We start from the raw sequence: 16,773 nt of genomic DNA on the forward strand, positions 1-16,773 counted from the left end.
GTGGCGGCTTTTACTGATTTAAGAGGGGCCTGTACGCTGTCCGGAGATTAACGCATATCACCATCGGGGAAATACGAATGACAGGGCCGTTTGAAGCAGTTTACCAGCGTTCGCTCCGCGATCCCGAAGGGTTCTGGGAAGAGGCGGCGGCGGAATTGTCCTGGTACAGAAAGTGGGACAAGGTCTTTGAAGGGGACGGTCCGACGACCAATCGTTGGTTCGTCGGCGGCGAATGCAATACCTGCCACAACGCGGTCGATCGCCATGTCGCGGCCGGGCGTGGCGAACAGGCGGCTATCATCTATGACAGCCCGATAACCGGCGTCATCCGCACCATCACCTATCGTGAACTGCGGGACGAAACCGCTCGTTTCGGCGGCGTTCTGCGCAACCTGGGCGTCGAAAAGGGCGACCGGGTCATCATCTACATGCCGATGGTGCCGCAGACTGTGGCCGCCATGCTCGCCTGCGCCCGGATCGGCGCGATCCATTCGGTCGTCTTTGGCGGGTTCGCGGCCAACGAACTGGCGACCCGGGTCACGGATTCGACGCCAAAGGCGATTGTGACGGCATCCTGCGGGATCGAGCCGGGACGGGTCGTTCCCTACATGCCGCTGGTGAACGAGGCGATGAAACTGTCGCCGCACACGGTCGAGAATGTCGTCGTGCTGCAACGCGAACAGATGCCGGCGGAACTGACGCCCGGGCGGGACCACGACTGGAACGCCGCCATGGCGGCGGCGACGCCGGTCGATTGCGTGCCGGTGCTGGCGACCGATCCGCTCTACATCCTTTACACCTCCGGCACGACGGGGTCGCCCAAGGGCGTGGTGCGGGACAATGGCGGCCATATGGTGGCGCTGAACTGGTCGATGAAGAACGTCTACAATGTGGCGCCCGGCGAGGTTTACTGGGCGGCTTCCGATGTGGGCTGGGTGGTCGGTCATTCCTATATCGTCTATGCACCGCTGCTGCATGGCTGCACGACGGTGCTGTTCGAGGGCAAGCCCATCGGTACGCCGGATGCGGGCGTCTTCTGGCGGGTCATTTCCCAGCACAAGGTATCGGCAATGTTTACCGCGCCGACCGCGTTCCGCGCGATCAAGCGCGAAGACCCGTATGGGGAGTTTCTGAAGAAATACGATATGAGCAGCTTCCGCACCCTGTTCCTGGCGGGTGAGCGGACCGATCCCGATACGCTGCACTGGGCGCAGGAGCATGTGAAGACGCCGGTCATCGACCACTGGTGGCAGACCGAAACCGGCTGGCCGATGGCGGCGAACTGCGTCGGTATCGAACTGCTGCCGGTCAAGGACGGGTCGCCGACGCGGGCCGTACCCGGCTACGATATCCGGATTCTCGGCCCCGATGGCAACGAACTGCCGCGCGGCGAAATGGGGGCGGTTTGCGTCAAGCTGCCGATGCCGCCGAGCAGCCTGCCGACCCTGTGGAACTCGGAACAGCGATTCCTCGACGCCTATATGACCGCCTATCCGGGCTATTACGAAACCGGCGACGCCGGATATATGGATGCGGACGATTACATCTACATCATGTCGCGCACCGACGACATCATCAACGTCGCGGGGCACCGGCTGTCCACCGGCGCGATGGAGGAGATCATGGCGGATCACCCCGACGTGGCGGAATGCGCCGTGATCGGAGTAGAGGATCAACTCAAGGGGCAGTTGCCGCTGGGTTTCCTGGTGCTCAATGCCGGGGTGACGCGGGACCGGGGCGAGATCGTCAGCGAAGTCGTGCGCATGATCCGCGATCGGATCGGGCCCGTGGCGTCGTTCCGGACCGCAACCGTCGTGGAACGCCTTCCCAAGACGCGGTCGGGCAAGATCGTCCGCGGCACGATGGGCAGTATCGCGGACGGCAAGCCGTACCGGATGCCGGCGACAATCGACGATCCGGCCATTCTCGATGAAATCGCCGCGGCCCTGAAGGAAGTGGGCTATCCGCGCCAGTAGGCGGCGCGGGTTCCCTCAGCCGTTATCCGAATCGCCGCTGGAAGGCCACAGGTCCTCCACGGTGGGGTTGGCCGGCTTTTTATCCGCCGGCCTGTAATCCGCCACGGCCGCCGCCATTTCTTCCGCCGGGGTCGGCGCCTTGGCCGCGGGTGCCGGCGCATTGGGATCCGGCTTCGGTTTGTTTCGGGCGGCGCGCTCCGTTGCCAGGATTACCGCATCGCGCAGTTCGAGATGGGTGCAAAGGCCGACCTCGACAGGGCTTCGGGGCTGAAGGTTGGAGGCGTTCCAGTGCGTGCGGTCGCGAATGGCGTTGATCGTCGGCTTGGTTGTGCCGATCAGCCGTGAAATCTGCGCATCTGACAGGTCAGGCTGGTTGCGCAGCAGCCAGGCGATGGCGTCCGGCTTGTCGGCGCGTTTGGATACCGGCGTATAGCGCGGGCCTTTCTGGCGGGACACGGGGTCGGGAATATTCGACGCCGCCAGTTTCAGTCGGGCGGAAGGGTCCGCTTCGCAGCGCTTGATTTCGTCGCGGGTCAACTGGCCATTGGCGACCGGATCCAGTCCGACAATCCCGACAGCGACCTCACCGTCGGCAATCGCCTGGACTTCCAGTTCGTGCAGATTGCAAAACTCACCGACCTGCAGAAATGTCAGTGTGGTGTGTTCAACCAGCCAGACGGCGGTCGCCTGCGGCATCAGTAGCGTTCTCATGACCAATCCTCGAACAATTGTTTTCCCTGCGCCGGGATACGCGTCTTCTTGACGAATTTTCATTAAGGGTATGGGGGCCTATATATACCTGCGACACCCTCTCGGCAATCGGCAGGATGGTGTTTTTCCGTTTGTTATCCGGTTGCCTGTCCGCCCGCCAATACGCGCACTTGCCGTAAGAATCAGCTATTTCACGGAGGCTTCATGGACGAACGGGAACTCGAACCGCAAACCGCACGCCCGAAACCGCGCGACCTCGACGTGATGTCGATTGCGGCCCTGCATGACTATATTGCGGAGCTGGAGGCTGAAATCGCACGCACCCGCGCGGCGATCGAGGCAAAGCAGTCGTGGCGCGGTACGGCGGAAAGCTTCTTCAAGGAATAGGGCGCACCAGGGTAAATGAAACGCAAGAGGTTCCATTTAACCCTGTGAAGTTGTTCTATTTTAAATAAGATAGATCAGATTCACGTGTTTGGCTGGATCGCCAGAGGCGATTCCGACCAAACACGATTTGATCCAGCCGCGCATGGCGGAATGCAACGGAACGAGGATGACCATGTTGAAAGGGAAGGCGGCGCTAGTTACCGGTTCGACAAGCGGAATCGGATTCGGGATGGCCCGGGCGCTGGCGCAGCAGGGATGCGCGGTAATGCTGAACGGCTTCGGCGACGCCGCGGGGATCGAATCCATCAGGACTGGCCTTGCCGCTGAAACGGGCGTCGACGTGGCCTACGACAGTGCGGATCTTACCCGCCCGGACGAGATCGCCGCAATGGTAACCAATACCGTCAATACGCTGGGCAGTATCGACATTCTCGTCAACAACGCCGGAATCCAGCACACTGCGCCGGTAGAGGAGTTTCCGGCAGAAATCTGGGACAGGATCATCGCCATCATGTTGACGGGGCCGTTCCATGCGATCCGCTGCGCCCTGCCGCATATGAAGCAGAAGAACTGGGGCCGGATCGTCAACACATCTTCGGTTCACGGGCTGGTTGCCAGCGTGAACAAGGCGGCGTATGTCTCTGCGAAACATGGCCTAATGGGTCTGACCAAGGTCGTCGCGCTGGAGAACGCGCGGACCGGCATCACCTGCAACGCCATCAATCCGGGATTCGTGCAGACCGATCTGGTTAAGCAGCAGATCCGGGAGCGCGCCGACGCGATCGGCGGCACGTTCGAGGAAGCGATCGTCGACGCTTTGAAGGAAAAACAGCCTTCCCTTGAGTTCGTTACGGTCGAGCAGATCGGCGCCTTGTGTGTCTTTCTGTGTTCGGATGCCGCGTCGCAGATCACGGGCGTGCCCATGTCGATTGACGGTGGGTGGACAGCGCAGTAGTTTTTCTCGTCACAGGAGAAAATTAATTAATATGTTAACTTTTTTTTAAGGCATTGCGTTTCAACCTGTACAGGTCAACCGGAATCCCCTGTTGTGCTCCGGCACGAGGCCATGGCCTCCCTGTTGACTCCTCCCTGTCCAACTTGAGCCGCCTTTAGCGGCTCTCTTTTTATCCAGGACTCGCCGCGAATCCTTTTGACCTTTAATGTACCTGTGGATAAAATTCGCCTAACAGGTTGGACAGGTGAGAAAAAATCGAGGACCGCCGGAAAATGGCGGCCTTTTTTTGTGTCTGGCCGACGGGGCGAAGCGCCGTGGGCGCCACACAGAACTTTATCCGGGTGTCGCAGCATGACTGAAGTACACGAACCGATCCGCGCCGATTTCCCGCATTTCACGGCCATTCCGACGCGGTGGCAGGATTGCGACGTGTACGGCCATGTAAACAACGTCGTCTATTATGCTTATTTTGACACGGCGGTCACGGGGCACCTCGTCCGCGAGGCCGGCCTGCGCGCCATGGAATCGCCGGTTATTGGCGTCGTAGTGGAAACCAGATGCCAGTTCCGGCAGGAACTGGGCTTTCCCGACGTGATCGATGCGGGAATCCGCGTGACCCGGCTCGGCACCTCCAGCGCCACCTATGCTATCGGCCTGTTTCGTCACGGCGACGACAGGCCGGCGGCCTTCGGGCATTTTGTGCATGTCTATATTGACCGGCAAAGCCGGCGGCCCGTGCCCATCCCCGACCGGGTCCGCGATGCGCTGTCGAAGCTGACGGCGTAACGGCTAAATGAAAGGGCGCGCCGACCACGCCGGCGCGCCCTATAGCACAACAGGTTTGAACAGGTTCTGCTCTGTACCGGGAAAGGTCAGGCGGCCTTGCTCGAGATCTCCCGGGGCTTGTTGCTCCCAATTGTGATCGTGCGGGGCTTCATCGCCTCGGGCAGTTCACGTTTCAGTTCGACATGCAACAGGCCGTTGATCAGCGTCGCACCCTCCACGTGGATATGATCGGCGAGGTTGAAGCGACGCTCGAAAACGCGTTCGGCGATACCGCGGTGAAGAAACCTGGTTTCCGCGTTTTCGGCTTCGGATTTCTGAACCTTGCCGGAAATCGTCAGTTGATGATCCTTCAGCTGGATGTCCAGATCGGATTCGTCGAATCCGGCGACGGCCATCGTGATGCGGTATGAATCTTCGCCTGTCACCTCGATATTATAGGGTGGGTAGGTTGGCGCCGGTTCGCCTGCGACATTGTCGAGCAACCGCGCCATGCGGTCGAAACCGACGGAATTGTGGAATAGGGGAGTCATATCAAATCTGCGCATTGCCATATCCTCCTTGCAAGCGACATGGGTGGGCGGGTTCACCAGTCGGTCGAACCCAAATAGCACCGGCCCGCTCATCGGCTCCGGCACGCCCCATATTTAGGAATGCACCGGGTTGTTTCAAGCGGCTGACCTGAAAATTTCTGCAACGCCAAGTTATTGCGATTAAATAAACAATATAAGTGGAAATCAGGAAGTCGGCTATCGGCGGAAACGAAAACGGGCGCCCCGAAGGGCGCCCGTCACAGGGGCTGCATTTGCTGTTGTCTATGACGACTTCAGGCCGAAGCCTTCAAAACGCTTGTTGAATTTGGCGAGTTGCCCGCCGCTGTCAATCAGGCGGTGGACGCCGGTCCATGCCGGATGCGAGGTCGGGTCGATATCGAGCTTCATGGTCGCCCCGGTTTCGCCCCAGGTCGAAAACGTCTTGTAGGTCGTTCCGTCCGTCATCTCGATCGTAATTTCATGATAATCGGGATGGGTATCTTTCTTCATCGCAAATCCCCTTAAAACTTATCTGTTTCGTTATCCGCCTGTTGCGCGAACAACGGAAACCGCCGATCCGCACGGCATGCCGGTATGTCTCGGTAAATTCAGAGCGCGGGTATACCGGAGACCGGTGCGGGACGCAAGGCCATAGCACATCAGGTTTGAATGGAACCGCGACAGGTTTCATTCAAACCTGTGAAGGTGTTACATCTTTAATAACCGGCGCGGAAAAAGCGCGCTATCGCTGATCCAGCTTCATTTCTATGCGCCGGTTGCGTCGATACGCGATTTCGTCGTCTCGTTCGTCCAGCGGCTGAAACTCGCCAAACCCGGTTGCGGCGAAACGCGACGGCGGAATGCCCTGCGATATCAAAAATTTAACGACAGAAATTGCGCGTGCGGTCGATAATTCCCAGTTGGACGGGAAGCGGCCCGTTGAAATGGGCACACGATCCGTGTGCCCGTCGACCCGCAATACCCAGTTGATATCGTCCGGAATACCCTGGGCAATTTCCTTCAGGGTCGTCGCCAGTTGCGCCAGTTGTTCCTTGCCGCCTTCGGCCAGGCTGTCCGATCCGGACGCAAACAGGACCTCGGACTGGAAAACGAACCGGTCGCCGACGATCTGGATATCGCGGCGGTCGCCGAGGACTTGCCGCAAGCGGCCGAAAAATTCAGACCGGTAGCGGGCGAGTTCCTGGACCTTGCCTGCCAGCGCGGCGTTCAGGCGTTGGCCCAGATTGGCGATCTGGACCTGTTGCGCCTTCTCCTTCTTTTCGGATGCCTCCAGCGCCTCGTTCAACGCCGCGATCTGACGGCTGATCTCTGCAAGCTGGCGGTTAAGCCTCGCAACCTGCGCCTTCGCCGCGGCGGAAATGAGCCTTTCCTCGGCAAGGGATTTGGCGCCGCTGGAGACCGCACTCTCGGCCGCGTCGGCGCGGCTCGATTCCTCCTCGATCCGCCTGGCGAGTTCCTCGCGCAGCGCCGTCATGGCAACGATATCCTGCTGCAATTCGCTCAGCTGCCGCAATTGAAGCTCGATTGTCTCCTTGTCGGCCTGAATGGTCCGGTTCGCGTCTTCGAGGGATACGTAGACTCCTTCGAGTTCCTCCGACAGACTCTGGCGTTCCGAAACCAGGCGCTCCCGCTCCGCTTCCGATTGCGCCAGTTCGGCTTCCGCCTTGGTCAACTGGGCGCTGACGCCGAGCAGGGTATTCATCTGCGAGATCAGGTCATCGCGCTCGGACAGCGAACTCTGTAGTTCGGCTGAAATCTGCGCGACATTGGTCCTCAGGTTCTGGTTCGCGCTGCGTTCCAGCGAAAGCAGTTCGGCGAGTTCGGAGACCTGCTCGTTCAACCGGTCCAGCGCCCGGTCACGGCCGATCAGCGCATCGTTCAGATAAAACTGGGCGACCACGAAAATCATCAGCAGGAAAATGATGACCATCAACAGCGTCGCCAGGGCGTCGACGAAGCCCGGCCATATATTGGCGGTCGTCCTGTTTCGGCGGGTCAGCGCCTGCATTGCGTCATCCCAAGACCGTCTCTATCGCTCCGTATCCTCGGCAAGCGCCGCGATGGTGCGCGCGAGGAGTCGGATTTCACTACGGATTTCCTGTACGGCCTCATTGCGGCCCGAACCCATTTCCTCGCGGATCCGGCCGAGATAGGATTCGATATTGCGCAAATGGGCCCGGCTGGCGTCCTCGGCACTGCTGCCGGCGCTTTTTTCCGATAGTTTGGTCAGGATCGGCTGCAGCGCCTGCTGGCTTTCGGCGAGCTTGAGCATCAGACTTTGCTCGGTGGACATCTGCTCGGTCAGCGCCGAAATCTTTTCGGTCAGTTCATGCACATAGCGGCTGTAATCGGTCCGGTTCTCCTCGCTTCTGACCAGCGCGCGCTGCAGTCCTTCCAGTCCGTCCGCCGTCTGTTCGAGCAACGCCTGGATGTAGGCGGGAACGGATTGCTCCCCGTCGCCGGTCACGCCGCCGCTGCCGAGCCGCGTGAGGCCGGACAGCCATTCCTCCAGGTCATTGTAGAACCGGTTCTGCGCCTGTCCCGCCTGCAATTCCAGAAAGCCGAGCACGAGAGAACCGGCGAGGCCGAACAGCGACGAACTGAATGCCGTTCCCATGCCGGAAATCGGCGCCTGAAGACCGTCTTTCAGGTCGCCGAATGCGGTATTGATATCATTGCCGCCGATCTGTAATCCGCCGACGACGTTGCCGACCGCCTGCACTGTCTCCAGCAGCCCCCAGAACGTTCCGAGCAGGCCGAGAAAGACGAGCAGGCCGATCATATAGCGGGAAATTTCGCGGCTTTCGTCCAGTCGGGCGGCGATTCCATCCAGCAGGGTGCGCATCGCCATCGTGGACAGGCTGATGCGGCCGGTCTTTTCGCCCAGCATCGTCGCCATTGGCGCCAGAAGCCGGGGTGCGCTGGCGCTGCTGACGGTAATACTGTCACGCCGGAAGTTTTCGATCCAGGCAACTTCACGGCGCAGCATGGTGACGGTGCGGAAGGCGTGAACGATGCCGATGAGCAGGACGCCGATGATGACGCCGTTCAGGACGGCGTTGGCCATGAACGCATCGCGCAGGGCGGGAAAGAGCAATCCGATCGTGGCGCCGGCAACGACCAGGAACAGAACCATTCGCTGCAGAAAACGGGATGGTTGCGTTATGGATTGTCCCTCCATCAGCAATACCGCCTAGACCCTTAATTCAACTGTCGTGATACCGTGTGCCCCTTATGACGACCGGACGATGACATCGACCTTGTTCTGTTCGCCTTGATCGCCCTTGCTCCCGAGCGCATGAATATCAATGCGGGTACTGCGGATACCGTTTTTCATCATATAGGTTCGTACGGATAGTGCACGGAACAGCGATATCCGGCGGGCCTGACTGGGGGAATCGCCTGTACTGCTGGCGTAGCCGTTCAGGCGGACGCGAATATTCGAATCCTGGTTCATCCGCTCGATCAATGCGTCGAGCGGTCCGGTTGCGCTGGCGGGAAGGTCCGACACGTCCTCTTCGAATCCAATGGAAATCGTGCCGTCTTCCGTGGTTTCCGTAGGCGGTGTCCGGCTGGCGATCTGCGGGGATGTGGCTGGCTTTTGCAGGCTTGGCGGCGGCGGCGGCACGGATGACGCGGAGAGCGACGGCGGCTTGGGCGTGGATGGCACCGGCCTCGGTGCCTCCGGGACATCGGCGGGCGCGGTGACACTGGAGGCGCGCGGTATTTCCGGTGCCCTGGGTACGGACGGTGCCGCTGGCGCGGAAGGAACGGCAGGCGCCGGTTTCGGCATTTGGACCGTGTCGGCCGGATTCGTCGTTTTAGCAGCTTGTGGCGCTTTCGGCGGCGGCGGCACGGACGGCGGTTTTGAAACATTTGCAACGGCCCGGGGCGCCGGGGGGCTCGGGATGGCGGTCGGCACGGACGGCGGCGCCGGCCGGACGGTTTCCGCCGCTTCCGGCGCGGTAATTCGCGGCGCCGGTGGCGGCGACAGTGTCGGTGCTGGTGCGGCAGGAGCGGTAACCGGTTCAGGGGTTTTCGGCGCGGCAGGCGCGGTCACTGGGTCCGGGGCTCCGGCGGTGGCGGCAGGCGGCGTCGCCGGTGCCGATGGTCGTGCGGCAATGGCCGGTCGCGACGGAACAGCGCGCGGCGCGAGCTCGGAGGGCAGGCTGAGCGTCGACTGCGGTGGCGTCGCCGGCGGCGGCAGCAGGGACGATTCCGGCCGTGCCGAGGATTGCGGGCCGCGCGGCGACCGCAGCATGCCCGGCAGTGTCGGCTCGGGCCCGAGTTTATCCAGCACGCTCAGATCGACGATAACACTCGGTCGGCTTGTTCCCGGCGAATACACGTAAACCTGCTGCTGCGCAGCGGCAATATTGACTGTCGCGAAACAAGCAACCGAAAGAAGGCCACTTTTCCACAAACCTGATTTTGCGTGTCTTCCGAAATGCACTGTCAATGTTCCGCGGTTGGATACCGTTTTACTTGAATACGACTGTACCGCATGCCTGTTAACCAGACAACTACTACTCGGACAACGCGCCTTTCCGCAGCAGGTTTCGCAGGGGCTGATGCAGCAGGTCGTTTCCGGCACAGATATCGGGCGCATCGAGCTTGTAGCGGCGGCCGGCGATGTCGCTAACCTGTCCGCCCGCTTCGCGCACGATCAGGATGCCGGCAGCAACGTCCCAGGCGTTCAGGCCGTTTTCCCAGTATCCGTCATAACGGCCGGCGGCGACGTAGGCGAGATCGAGTGCAGCCGAGCCGAGCCGACGCACACCCGAGCATTCGGCCATGACATGGCTCAACTGCTCCAGAAACTTCCGGTGGCCGGCGCCGTCCTGGATGCCGAGAAAGGGAATACCCGTGGCAAACAGCGCATCGGCCATGCGACCGCGCTGGGATACCCTGATCCGGCGGTCGTTGACATAGGCGCCAAGCCCGCGTTCGGCCCAGAACATTTCATGCTTCAGCGGGTCGAAGATGACACCCGCGACAATCTCGCCATCCCGCTCCAGGGCGATGGAAATACAGAAATGCGGAATGCCGTGCAGGAAGTTCGTCGTACCGTCGAGCGGATCGACAATCCAGCGGTGCCGCGGGTCGCTGCCCCCGGTTTCGCCGGATTCCTCCATCAGCAAGCCGTATTCCGGCCGCGCATGGCCAAGCGCCTCGCGCAATACCCGTTCGGCGCGCCTGTCGGCGCTGGAAACGAAATCCGCCGGCCCCTTGCGGCTGACCTGAAGCTGCTCCACTTCGCCGAAATCGCGAATCAACCGGGTTGCCGCCTTGTCGGCCGCCTGGGTCATGACGTTAATGATTGCCGAACGCAATGCCATGCGGGCTTCCTTACTTTCAGTCTCGGTAGGCCGGAGGGGGCCGCGTTAACTCAGTCCTTGGCCCGGCTCACATAGGTGGCGTCGGCCGTGTTGACAACGATCCGGGTGCCGGCTTCGATATGCGGCGGAACGAGCACGCGAACATTGTTCTCCAGCAGCGCGGGCTTGAAGGAGGATGAGGCCGTCTGTCCCTTGACGACCGGATCGGCCTCGATCAGCGTCATGGTTACCGTTTCCGGCAGGGTGACGCCGATCGGCGAATCCTCGAAGGACTCGATCGTGACTTCCATGCCGTCCTGCAGGAACTGTGCGGTTTCGCTGCCGATCAGGTCGACATTGACCGTAACCTGTTCAAATGTCTCATTGTCCATAAAGGTATATTCGTCGCCGTCCGAAAACAGGTACTGGTATTCCTTCTGGTCCAGCCGGATACGCTCGACCGTTTCCGATGACCGGAACCGTTCGTTCAGCTTGGTGCCGTGACGGATATCCTTCAGTTCGACCTGAAGATACGCGCCGCCCTTGCCGGGCTGGGTGTGCTGGATCTTTACCGCGCGCCACAGGCCGCCCTGATGTTCGATGATGTTGCCGGGGCGGATCGCATTGCCGTTGATTTTCATGGTGCCGATTTTCGTTAAGTGAGGGGCGGCGGCGTTATAGCCGCTTCATTGTGCCGCTGCAATGTTCTCCATGACCGCGTTGAATGCCTTCACGGCGGCGGCCGGTCCGTCCGGGTGGCTCCACACGCCGGCGACAACAGACAGAAAATCGGCGCCGGCGTTTATCAGCACCGGCGCGTTTTCCACCGTGATGCCGCCGATGGCGACGCAGGGCGTTTCCATCAGTTCGCTCCACCACGTCAGGATATCCGGATCCGCGCGGTGCTTCGGCGATTTCGTGCCGGACGCATAGAACGCGCCAAACGCCACATAATCGGCGCCGTCTTCCGCCGCTGTCATGGCCAGGTCCCGGGACTGGTGGCAGGTCACGCCGACAATGGCGTCCGGGCCCAGAATGCGGCGCGCATCCGCATAACTGGCGTCTTCCTGGCCGACATGAACCCCGTCGCAGCCGGTTTCCGCCGCCAGGTCCGGGCGGTCGTTCATGATCAGCGCCACATCGCGCTGTTCGGTCACAGGACGCAGGATATCCGCGGCGCGGCGGATGATATCGTCATCCACATCCTTCAGCCGTAACTGCACGCAGGCGACATCGCCCGCATCGAGCGCCGATGCGAGCGTGTCACGAAAATCCACCGGATCGAGCCTGGGCGGCGTAATCAGGTAGAGGCGGCAGCGGTCCGGCTCGGTCAAGCCTTGCCCTGATAGATCTTGATCACCGTGTCCAGCAATGCCATCCCGTCTTCCTTCTTTCGCTGGAAGGAGTTGCGGCCGATGATCGAGCCCGCGGCGCCGCCCGCGGCGATCTGGCGGATTTCGTCCAGCACGGCTTCGGTGCCTTTGGCCGCGCCGCCCGAGAAAACGACCAGGCGCCGCCCGTTGTAGCAGGACTGAACGATGTGCTCGATACGCTTGCTCAGCGTCGAGGTATCGATCTTTTCCTCCTGATAGACCTTCTTGGCTTCCGGCAGTTCGACATGCGCCGTCGGCGGCTTGACCTTGATGATATGGGCGCCGAGCAGGGCGGCGAGATGCGCCGCATAGGCGGTCACGTCGATAGCCGTTTCGCCGTCCTTGGTCAGGTCGCCGCCGCGCGGATAGGACCAAAGCACGACCGCCAGTCCGACCGATTTGGCTTCGGCGCAGAGTTCCCGGAATTCCTCCATCATTTCGAACTGGTCGTCCGAACCGGGATAAATGGTGAAACCGACCGCCGAGCAGCCGAGCCGCAGGGCATCGTCGACCGTGCCATAGACCGCCTGGTCCTTGGACGTCGCGTGGCTGTTGGAGCTGTTGCATTTGAGGATGAGAGGTATGGCGCCGGCGAATGTATCCGCCCCGGCTTCCAGGCTGCCCAGCGGCGCCGCATAGGCGGACAGGCCGGCATCGATGGCGAGCTGGAAAAAGTAGTGGGGATCGTAAGCCGGCGGGTTCTTCGCGAAGCTGCGCGCAGGGCCGTGTTCGAATCCCTGGTCGACGGGAAGAATGACTAGCTTGCCGGACCCGCCAAGGCGGCCCTGCATGAGAATGCGCGCCAGATTGGTCTTGGTGCCCGGATTGTCGCTTTCGTAATTGGCCAGAATTTTCTTTACGCGCTGCGTAATTCTCATCGGTGTTCCTTTTCCTGCATGTATTTCGATATCCTGTGCGCATGCCGGACGCGTGTTCCCCAGGACGTCATTATCGAGTGCGCTCTCCCGCGTCGCGGCGCCATTCTATCAGCTTTTGACGCCGTAACGGAGATGAAAATATGCAAAGTTTATCAGTTTCGCATGATCCGGGTAAGGTATGCTGCGGGCCGCGACGGCAATTTATGAGCCGGCGGTGGGATTGAGCCAGTCGGTACAGGCGGTCCCGACGTCGCGCCCCGACGCCTCGATGGCCTGCAGGTCGAGCGATTCCGGTCGGACAGGGATAACACAGGCATTGTATTGCCGCGCGATGTCGATAATGCGCGCGGCGGCGGGGCCATCGAAACGGATCGTTCGAAAACCGATCCGCAGCGCGGCCAGCGCATGGCCAGGCGCATCGCCGCAATCGAGGATCGATTCCAGCTCGGTATCCGGAAATCCGGCCCGGGCGTCATCGACAAGCGCGGCGAACCAGACCGGGCCGACCGAGGATGCCGCATCCGGCGCGCTGATCAGGGTGAGGGGGCGCGCCAGCGCGGCCGCGGCCGAAACCGCCGCCGCCGCCTGGGCGGGAGAAATGACCGTAATCGCGGGTCCGCGTGGAATCAGATGAGTTTCCCCATGGCCACGGCCGTGTCGGACATCCGGTTCGAAAAGCCCCATTCGTTATCATACCAGGACATGACACGGACGAGCGTGCCGTCGATAACCTGCGTCTGGGTCAGGTCGAAGGTCGAGCTTGCCGGGTTGTGGTTGAAGTCGATGGACACCAGCGGTTCATCGTTGGTGTCGAGGACGCCCTTCAGCGAACCGGCGGACGCCTGCATGATCGCGCCGTTGATTTCAGCGATGTCGGTCGCCCGCGAGGAATCGAATTTAAGGTCGATCAGCGAGACGTTCGCCGTCGGCACGCGGATTGCGGTGCCATCCAGCTTGCCGGCCAGTTCCGGCAGCACAAGGCCAACGGCCTTGGCGGCCCCGGTCGAGGTCGGGATCAGCGACATGGAGGCGGCGCGTGCGCGGCGCAGATCCGAATGCAGCGTATCGACGGTGGACTGGTCGCCGGTAAAGGCATGGATCGTTGTCATGTAGCCGCGTTCGATGCCGACAGCCTGATGTAATACATGAGCAACCGGCGCCAGGCAGTTGGTTGTACACGAAGCATTGGAAACGATGGTGTGGCTGGCGTCGAGCTGGTCATGGTTGACGCCGTAGACCACGGTGAGGTCGGCGTCCGTCGCCGGCGCTGATACCAGCACGCGCTTGGCGCCGGCTTCCAGATGCATTGCCGCCTGCTCACGTTTCGTGAAGATGCCCGTGCATTCGAAGGCGATATCGACATCGAGTTCCTTCCAGGGCAGCTTCTTCGGATCGCGCTCCGCCGTGACCTTGATCCTGCCGCGGCCCATGTCGAGCCAGTCGTCGCCATGCGTGACCTCGCCCGGAAACACGCCGTGGACGCTGTCATATTTGATGAGATGCGCATTTGCCTTCACGGGGCCGAGATCGTTGATCCCGACGAATTCGATATCGTCGCGCTTCGATTCCAATGCTGCGCGCAGGACCAGCCGACCGATACGGCCGAAACCGTTAATTGCAACACGTACTGCCATGGCGTTGTTCTCCCGTTATCTGAACCTGGCCTAAAGCCGCTCTTTTACGGCGGCCGCTACGGCGTCCGCTGTGATGCCGAAATGTTCGTAGAGTGTTGGCGCGGGCGCCGAAGCACCGAAACCGGACATGCCGACAAACGCGCCATTAGCGCCGATATAGCGGTCCCAGCCCTGGGAAACGGCCGCTTCGACCGCCACGCGGACCGTATCGCCGCCCAGGACCATGTTCCGGTAGGATTCATCCTGGGCGTCGAAAAGCTCCAGGCAGGGCATGGACACGACGGCGGTCCCGATGCCTTCCGCCTGCAACCGGTCGCGCGCCGCGCAGGCGATTTCCACTTCCGAACCCGTCGCAAGGATTGTCGCCTTGCGGTCGCCCTCGGCTTCGCGCAGGACATAGGCGCCGCGCGCGCATGGGTTTTCGTCGCCGTAGTTTTCCCGCAGGACCGGCACGCCCTGGCGGGTCAGGGCCAGGACCGTCGGCGTTGCCGCCGATTGCAGGGACAGCGCCCAGCATTCCGCCGTTTCGACCGAATCCGCGGGTCGAAAGACATTCAGGTTCGGTATCGCCCGCAGGCTCGCCAGCTGTTCCACCGGCTGATGCGTCGGGCCGTCTTCGCCAAGGCCGATCGAATCGTGGGTCATGACGTAGATTACCCGCTGCGCCATCAGCGCCGCCAGGCGTATCGAGGGTCGGCAGTAATCGGTAAATATCAGGAACGTGCCGCCATAGGGAACGAGGCCGCGATGCAGCGCGATGCCGTTCATCATGGCCGCCATCGCATGTTCGCGGACCCCGTAATAGATGTATGAGCCGGAAAATTCGCCAGCGCTGACCCCGGTCATGCCGTCGGCCATGGTCAGGTTCGATCCGGTCAGGTCGGCGGAGCCGCCGGCGAGGTTCGGGATTGCATTGTACAACACGTCGAGCGTCAGCTTGGAGGCCTGCCGGGTGGCGATTTTCTTTCTTTCATCGACCAGTTGCCGGCGGAACGCGTTCAGGGACGCCAGCCAGTTGTCCGGCAGGGCGCCCGATACCGCATCGTCGAACGCCGCGCGCGCCGGGGCCGGCAGGGCGTCGCGCCGGGCGCGCCAGGCGGCATTGGCGGCGGCGCCGCGGGCGCCCGCATCCCGCCAGGCGGCGAGGATTTCATCGGGAATTTCAAAAGGTTCATGCGACCAGCCGAGTGCTTTGCGGGTCGCCGCGACTTCCTCAGCGCCGAGCGCCGCGCCATGCGTGGCCGCCGTGCCCTGCTTGTTCGGCGAACCGTAGCCGATGACGGTGCGGCAGGCGATGAAGCTGGGACGGTCGCTTTTCCTGGCGTTGGCAATGGCTTTTTCAATGGCGTCCGGATCGTGCCCGTCGATCCGGCTGGTCGCCCAGCCATAAGCCTTGAACCGGGCAATCTGATCGTCACTGACGGTCAGGTCGGTGGCGCCGTCGATGGAAATCGAATTGTCGTCGAACAGCACGATCAGGCGGTTGAGCCGAAGATTGCCCGCGATCGAGGCGGCTTCGTGGCTGATGCCCTCCATCAGGCAGCCGTCGCCGGCAAACACATAAGTATAGTGGTCGACGATTCCGCCGCCATGCCGCGCGGCCATCATCCGTTCCGCGAGAGCCATGCCGACCGCGTTTGCGATGCCCTGGCCAAGCGGACCTGTCGTGGTTTCGATCCCCTCGGCATGGCCGAATTCCGGATGCCCCGCCGTGCGGCTGCCCATCTGCCGGAAATTGCGGATCTGATCGATATCGATATCCGGGTATCCGGTCAGATACAGCAGCGAATACAGCAGCATGGAGCCGTGTCCGTTCGACAGGACGAAACGGTCGCGATCGGGCCATTGCGGATCCGAGGGATCGAAGTTGAGAAACCGGGTGAAGAGGACCGTGGCAATGTCCGCCATGCCCATCGGCATGCCCGGATGGCCGCTGTTGGCGGCCTGAACCGCGTCCATCGACAGGACGCGGATCGCGTTGGCCATCTGCTTTTGCGTGACGCCTGATCCCGTCACCGTTTCGGCAAGCGTCATGGAATGTAACCCTGGCATTATGATCGCGGTTTGTTCCCGGCGGCAGGCTCGCCGCCGTATTCAGGCCGCAACATGGCTGGCTGGTACCGATGCGTCAACGGTGTTTTCGCCGCTACCAGGGCCCCGAACTCAGGTTAACGCTGTTTACGTGTTTCCGTTGGCGTGATTCT

18 protein-coding genes are annotated in these 16,773 nt (G+C 61.6%); 5 read left to right on the forward strand and 13 right to left on the reverse strand.

What is annotated here, in order from left to right; translation table 11 throughout:
• Positions 1-77: 77 nt before the first annotated feature.
• The gene (locus tag WD767_01875) at positions 78-1,976 is read left to right on the forward strand and encodes a propionyl-CoA synthetase (GenBank protein ID MEX2614820.1); all 1,899 of its coding nucleotides are present in this window, start codon (positions 78-80) and stop codon (positions 1,974-1,976) included.
• A gap of 15 nt (positions 1,977-1,991) precedes the next feature.
• On the opposite strand, the gene WD767_01880 is transcribed toward WD767_01875, so the two are convergent.
• Positions 1,992-2,687, reverse strand: coding sequence for a DUF1013 domain-containing protein (locus tag WD767_01880; GenBank protein ID MEX2614821.1), 696 nt, complete (start codon positions 2,685-2,687; stop codon positions 1,992-1,994).
• A 204-nt stretch (positions 2,688-2,891) separates the two neighbouring features.
• On the opposite strand from WD767_01880, the gene WD767_01885 reads away from it, so the two are divergent.
• The 3 genes from WD767_01885 (at position 2,892) to WD767_01895 (ending at position 4,815) form a co-directional block, all read left to right on the forward strand.
• Entirely contained in the window at positions 2,892-3,074 is a 183-nt protein-coding gene (locus WD767_01885; protein MEX2614822.1) for a DUF1192 domain-containing protein, read from the forward strand.
• Positions 3,075-3,246: 172 nt separating this feature from the next.
• On the forward strand, positions 3,247-4,029 hold the full coding sequence (locus WD767_01890; GenBank protein MEX2614823.1) for a 3-hydroxybutyrate dehydrogenase: 783 nt from the start codon (positions 3,247-3,249) through the stop codon (positions 4,027-4,029).
• A gap of 351 nt (positions 4,030-4,380) precedes the next feature.
• Complete coding sequence (locus WD767_01895; protein MEX2614824.1) at positions 4,381-4,815, forward strand: thioesterase family protein; 435 nt, start codon at positions 4,381-4,383, stop codon at positions 4,813-4,815.
• 86 nt (positions 4,816-4,901) lie between these two features.
• Here the strand turns inward: WD767_01895 and WD767_01900 are convergent, their stop codons facing one another.
• The 5 genes from WD767_01900 to WD767_01920 form a co-directional block, all read right to left on the reverse strand.
• Positions 4,902-5,360 (reverse strand): Hsp20 family protein, encoded by a 459-nt coding sequence (locus WD767_01900; GenBank protein MEX2614825.1) that lies wholly within the window; start codon positions 5,358-5,360, stop codon positions 4,902-4,904.
• A gap of 267 nt (positions 5,361-5,627) precedes the next feature.
• A complete protein-coding gene (gene rpmE / locus WD767_01905; GenBank protein MEX2614826.1) occupies positions 5,628-5,855 on the reverse strand; it encodes a 50S ribosomal protein L31 in 228 nt (75 codons plus the stop codon).
• 232 nt (positions 5,856-6,087) lie between these two features.
• On the reverse strand, positions 6,088-7,374 hold the full coding sequence (locus WD767_01910) for a peptidoglycan -binding protein (GenBank protein MEX2614827.1): 1,287 nt from the start codon (positions 7,372-7,374) through the stop codon (positions 6,088-6,090).
• Positions 7,375-7,395: 21 nt separating this feature from the next.
• The gene (locus tag WD767_01915) at positions 7,396-8,502 is read right to left on the reverse strand and encodes a flagellar motor protein MotA (protein ID MEX2614828.1); all 1,107 of its coding nucleotides are present in this window, start codon (positions 8,500-8,502) and stop codon (positions 7,396-7,398) included.
• 96 nt (positions 8,503-8,598) lie between these two features.
• Positions 8,599-9,036: an OmpA family protein gene (locus WD767_01920; GenBank protein ID MEX2614829.1), complete on the reverse strand. Its 438-nt coding sequence runs from the start codon at positions 9,034-9,036 to the stop codon at positions 8,599-8,601.
• On the opposite strand from WD767_01920, the gene WD767_01925 reads away from it, so the two are divergent.
• A complete protein-coding gene (locus tag WD767_01925) occupies positions 9,026-9,718 on the forward strand; it encodes a hypothetical protein (GenBank protein MEX2614830.1) in 693 nt (230 codons plus the stop codon). The genes WD767_01920 and WD767_01925 overlap by 11 nt on opposite strands.
• A gap of 174 nt (positions 9,719-9,892) precedes the next feature.
• On the opposite strand, the gene WD767_01930 is transcribed toward WD767_01925, so the two are convergent.
• The 7 genes from WD767_01930 to tkt all read right to left on the reverse strand — a co-directional run bounded on the left by WD767_01930 (position 9,893) and on the right by tkt (position 16,603).
• Positions 9,893-10,705 (reverse strand): inositol monophosphatase family protein, encoded by an 813-nt coding sequence (locus WD767_01930; GenBank protein ID MEX2614831.1) that lies wholly within the window; start codon positions 10,703-10,705, stop codon positions 9,893-9,895.
• Between the two features lie 50 nt (positions 10,706-10,755).
• Entirely contained in the window at positions 10,756-11,325 is a 570-nt protein-coding gene (gene efp / locus WD767_01935; GenBank protein ID MEX2614832.1) for an elongation factor P, read from the reverse strand.
• A 45-nt stretch (positions 11,326-11,370) separates the two neighbouring features.
• Positions 11,371-12,018 carry a thiamine phosphate synthase gene (gene thiE, locus WD767_01940; GenBank protein MEX2614833.1) on the reverse strand — a complete coding sequence of 216 codons (648 nt, stop codon included), beginning with the start codon at positions 12,016-12,018 and terminating at the stop codon, positions 11,371-11,373.
• Positions 12,015-12,935 (reverse strand): class I fructose-bisphosphate aldolase, encoded by a 921-nt coding sequence (locus WD767_01945; protein MEX2614834.1) that lies wholly within the window; start codon positions 12,933-12,935, stop codon positions 12,015-12,017. Before WD767_01945 ends, thiE begins: the two co-directional genes overlap by 4 nt.
• A gap of 201 nt (positions 12,936-13,136) precedes the next feature.
• The gene (locus WD767_01950) at positions 13,137-13,619 is read right to left on the reverse strand and encodes a hypothetical protein (protein MEX2614835.1); all 483 of its coding nucleotides are present in this window, start codon (positions 13,617-13,619) and stop codon (positions 13,137-13,139) included.
• Positions 13,562-14,569, reverse strand: coding sequence for a type I glyceraldehyde-3-phosphate dehydrogenase (gene gap / locus WD767_01955; GenBank protein MEX2614836.1), 1,008 nt, complete (start codon positions 14,567-14,569; stop codon positions 13,562-13,564). Before gap ends, WD767_01950 begins: the two co-directional genes overlap by 58 nt.
• Positions 14,570-14,599: 30 nt before the next feature.
• On the reverse strand, positions 14,600-16,603 hold the full coding sequence (tkt, locus tag WD767_01960; GenBank protein MEX2614837.1) for a transketolase: 2,004 nt from the start codon (positions 16,601-16,603) through the stop codon (positions 14,600-14,602).
• Positions 16,604-16,773 lie beyond the last annotated feature (170 nt).

It is taken from the genome of Alphaproteobacteria bacterium (assembly GCA_040905865.1).
In the GTDB taxonomy this organism is placed as follows: Bacteria; Pseudomonadota; Alphaproteobacteria; order UBA8366.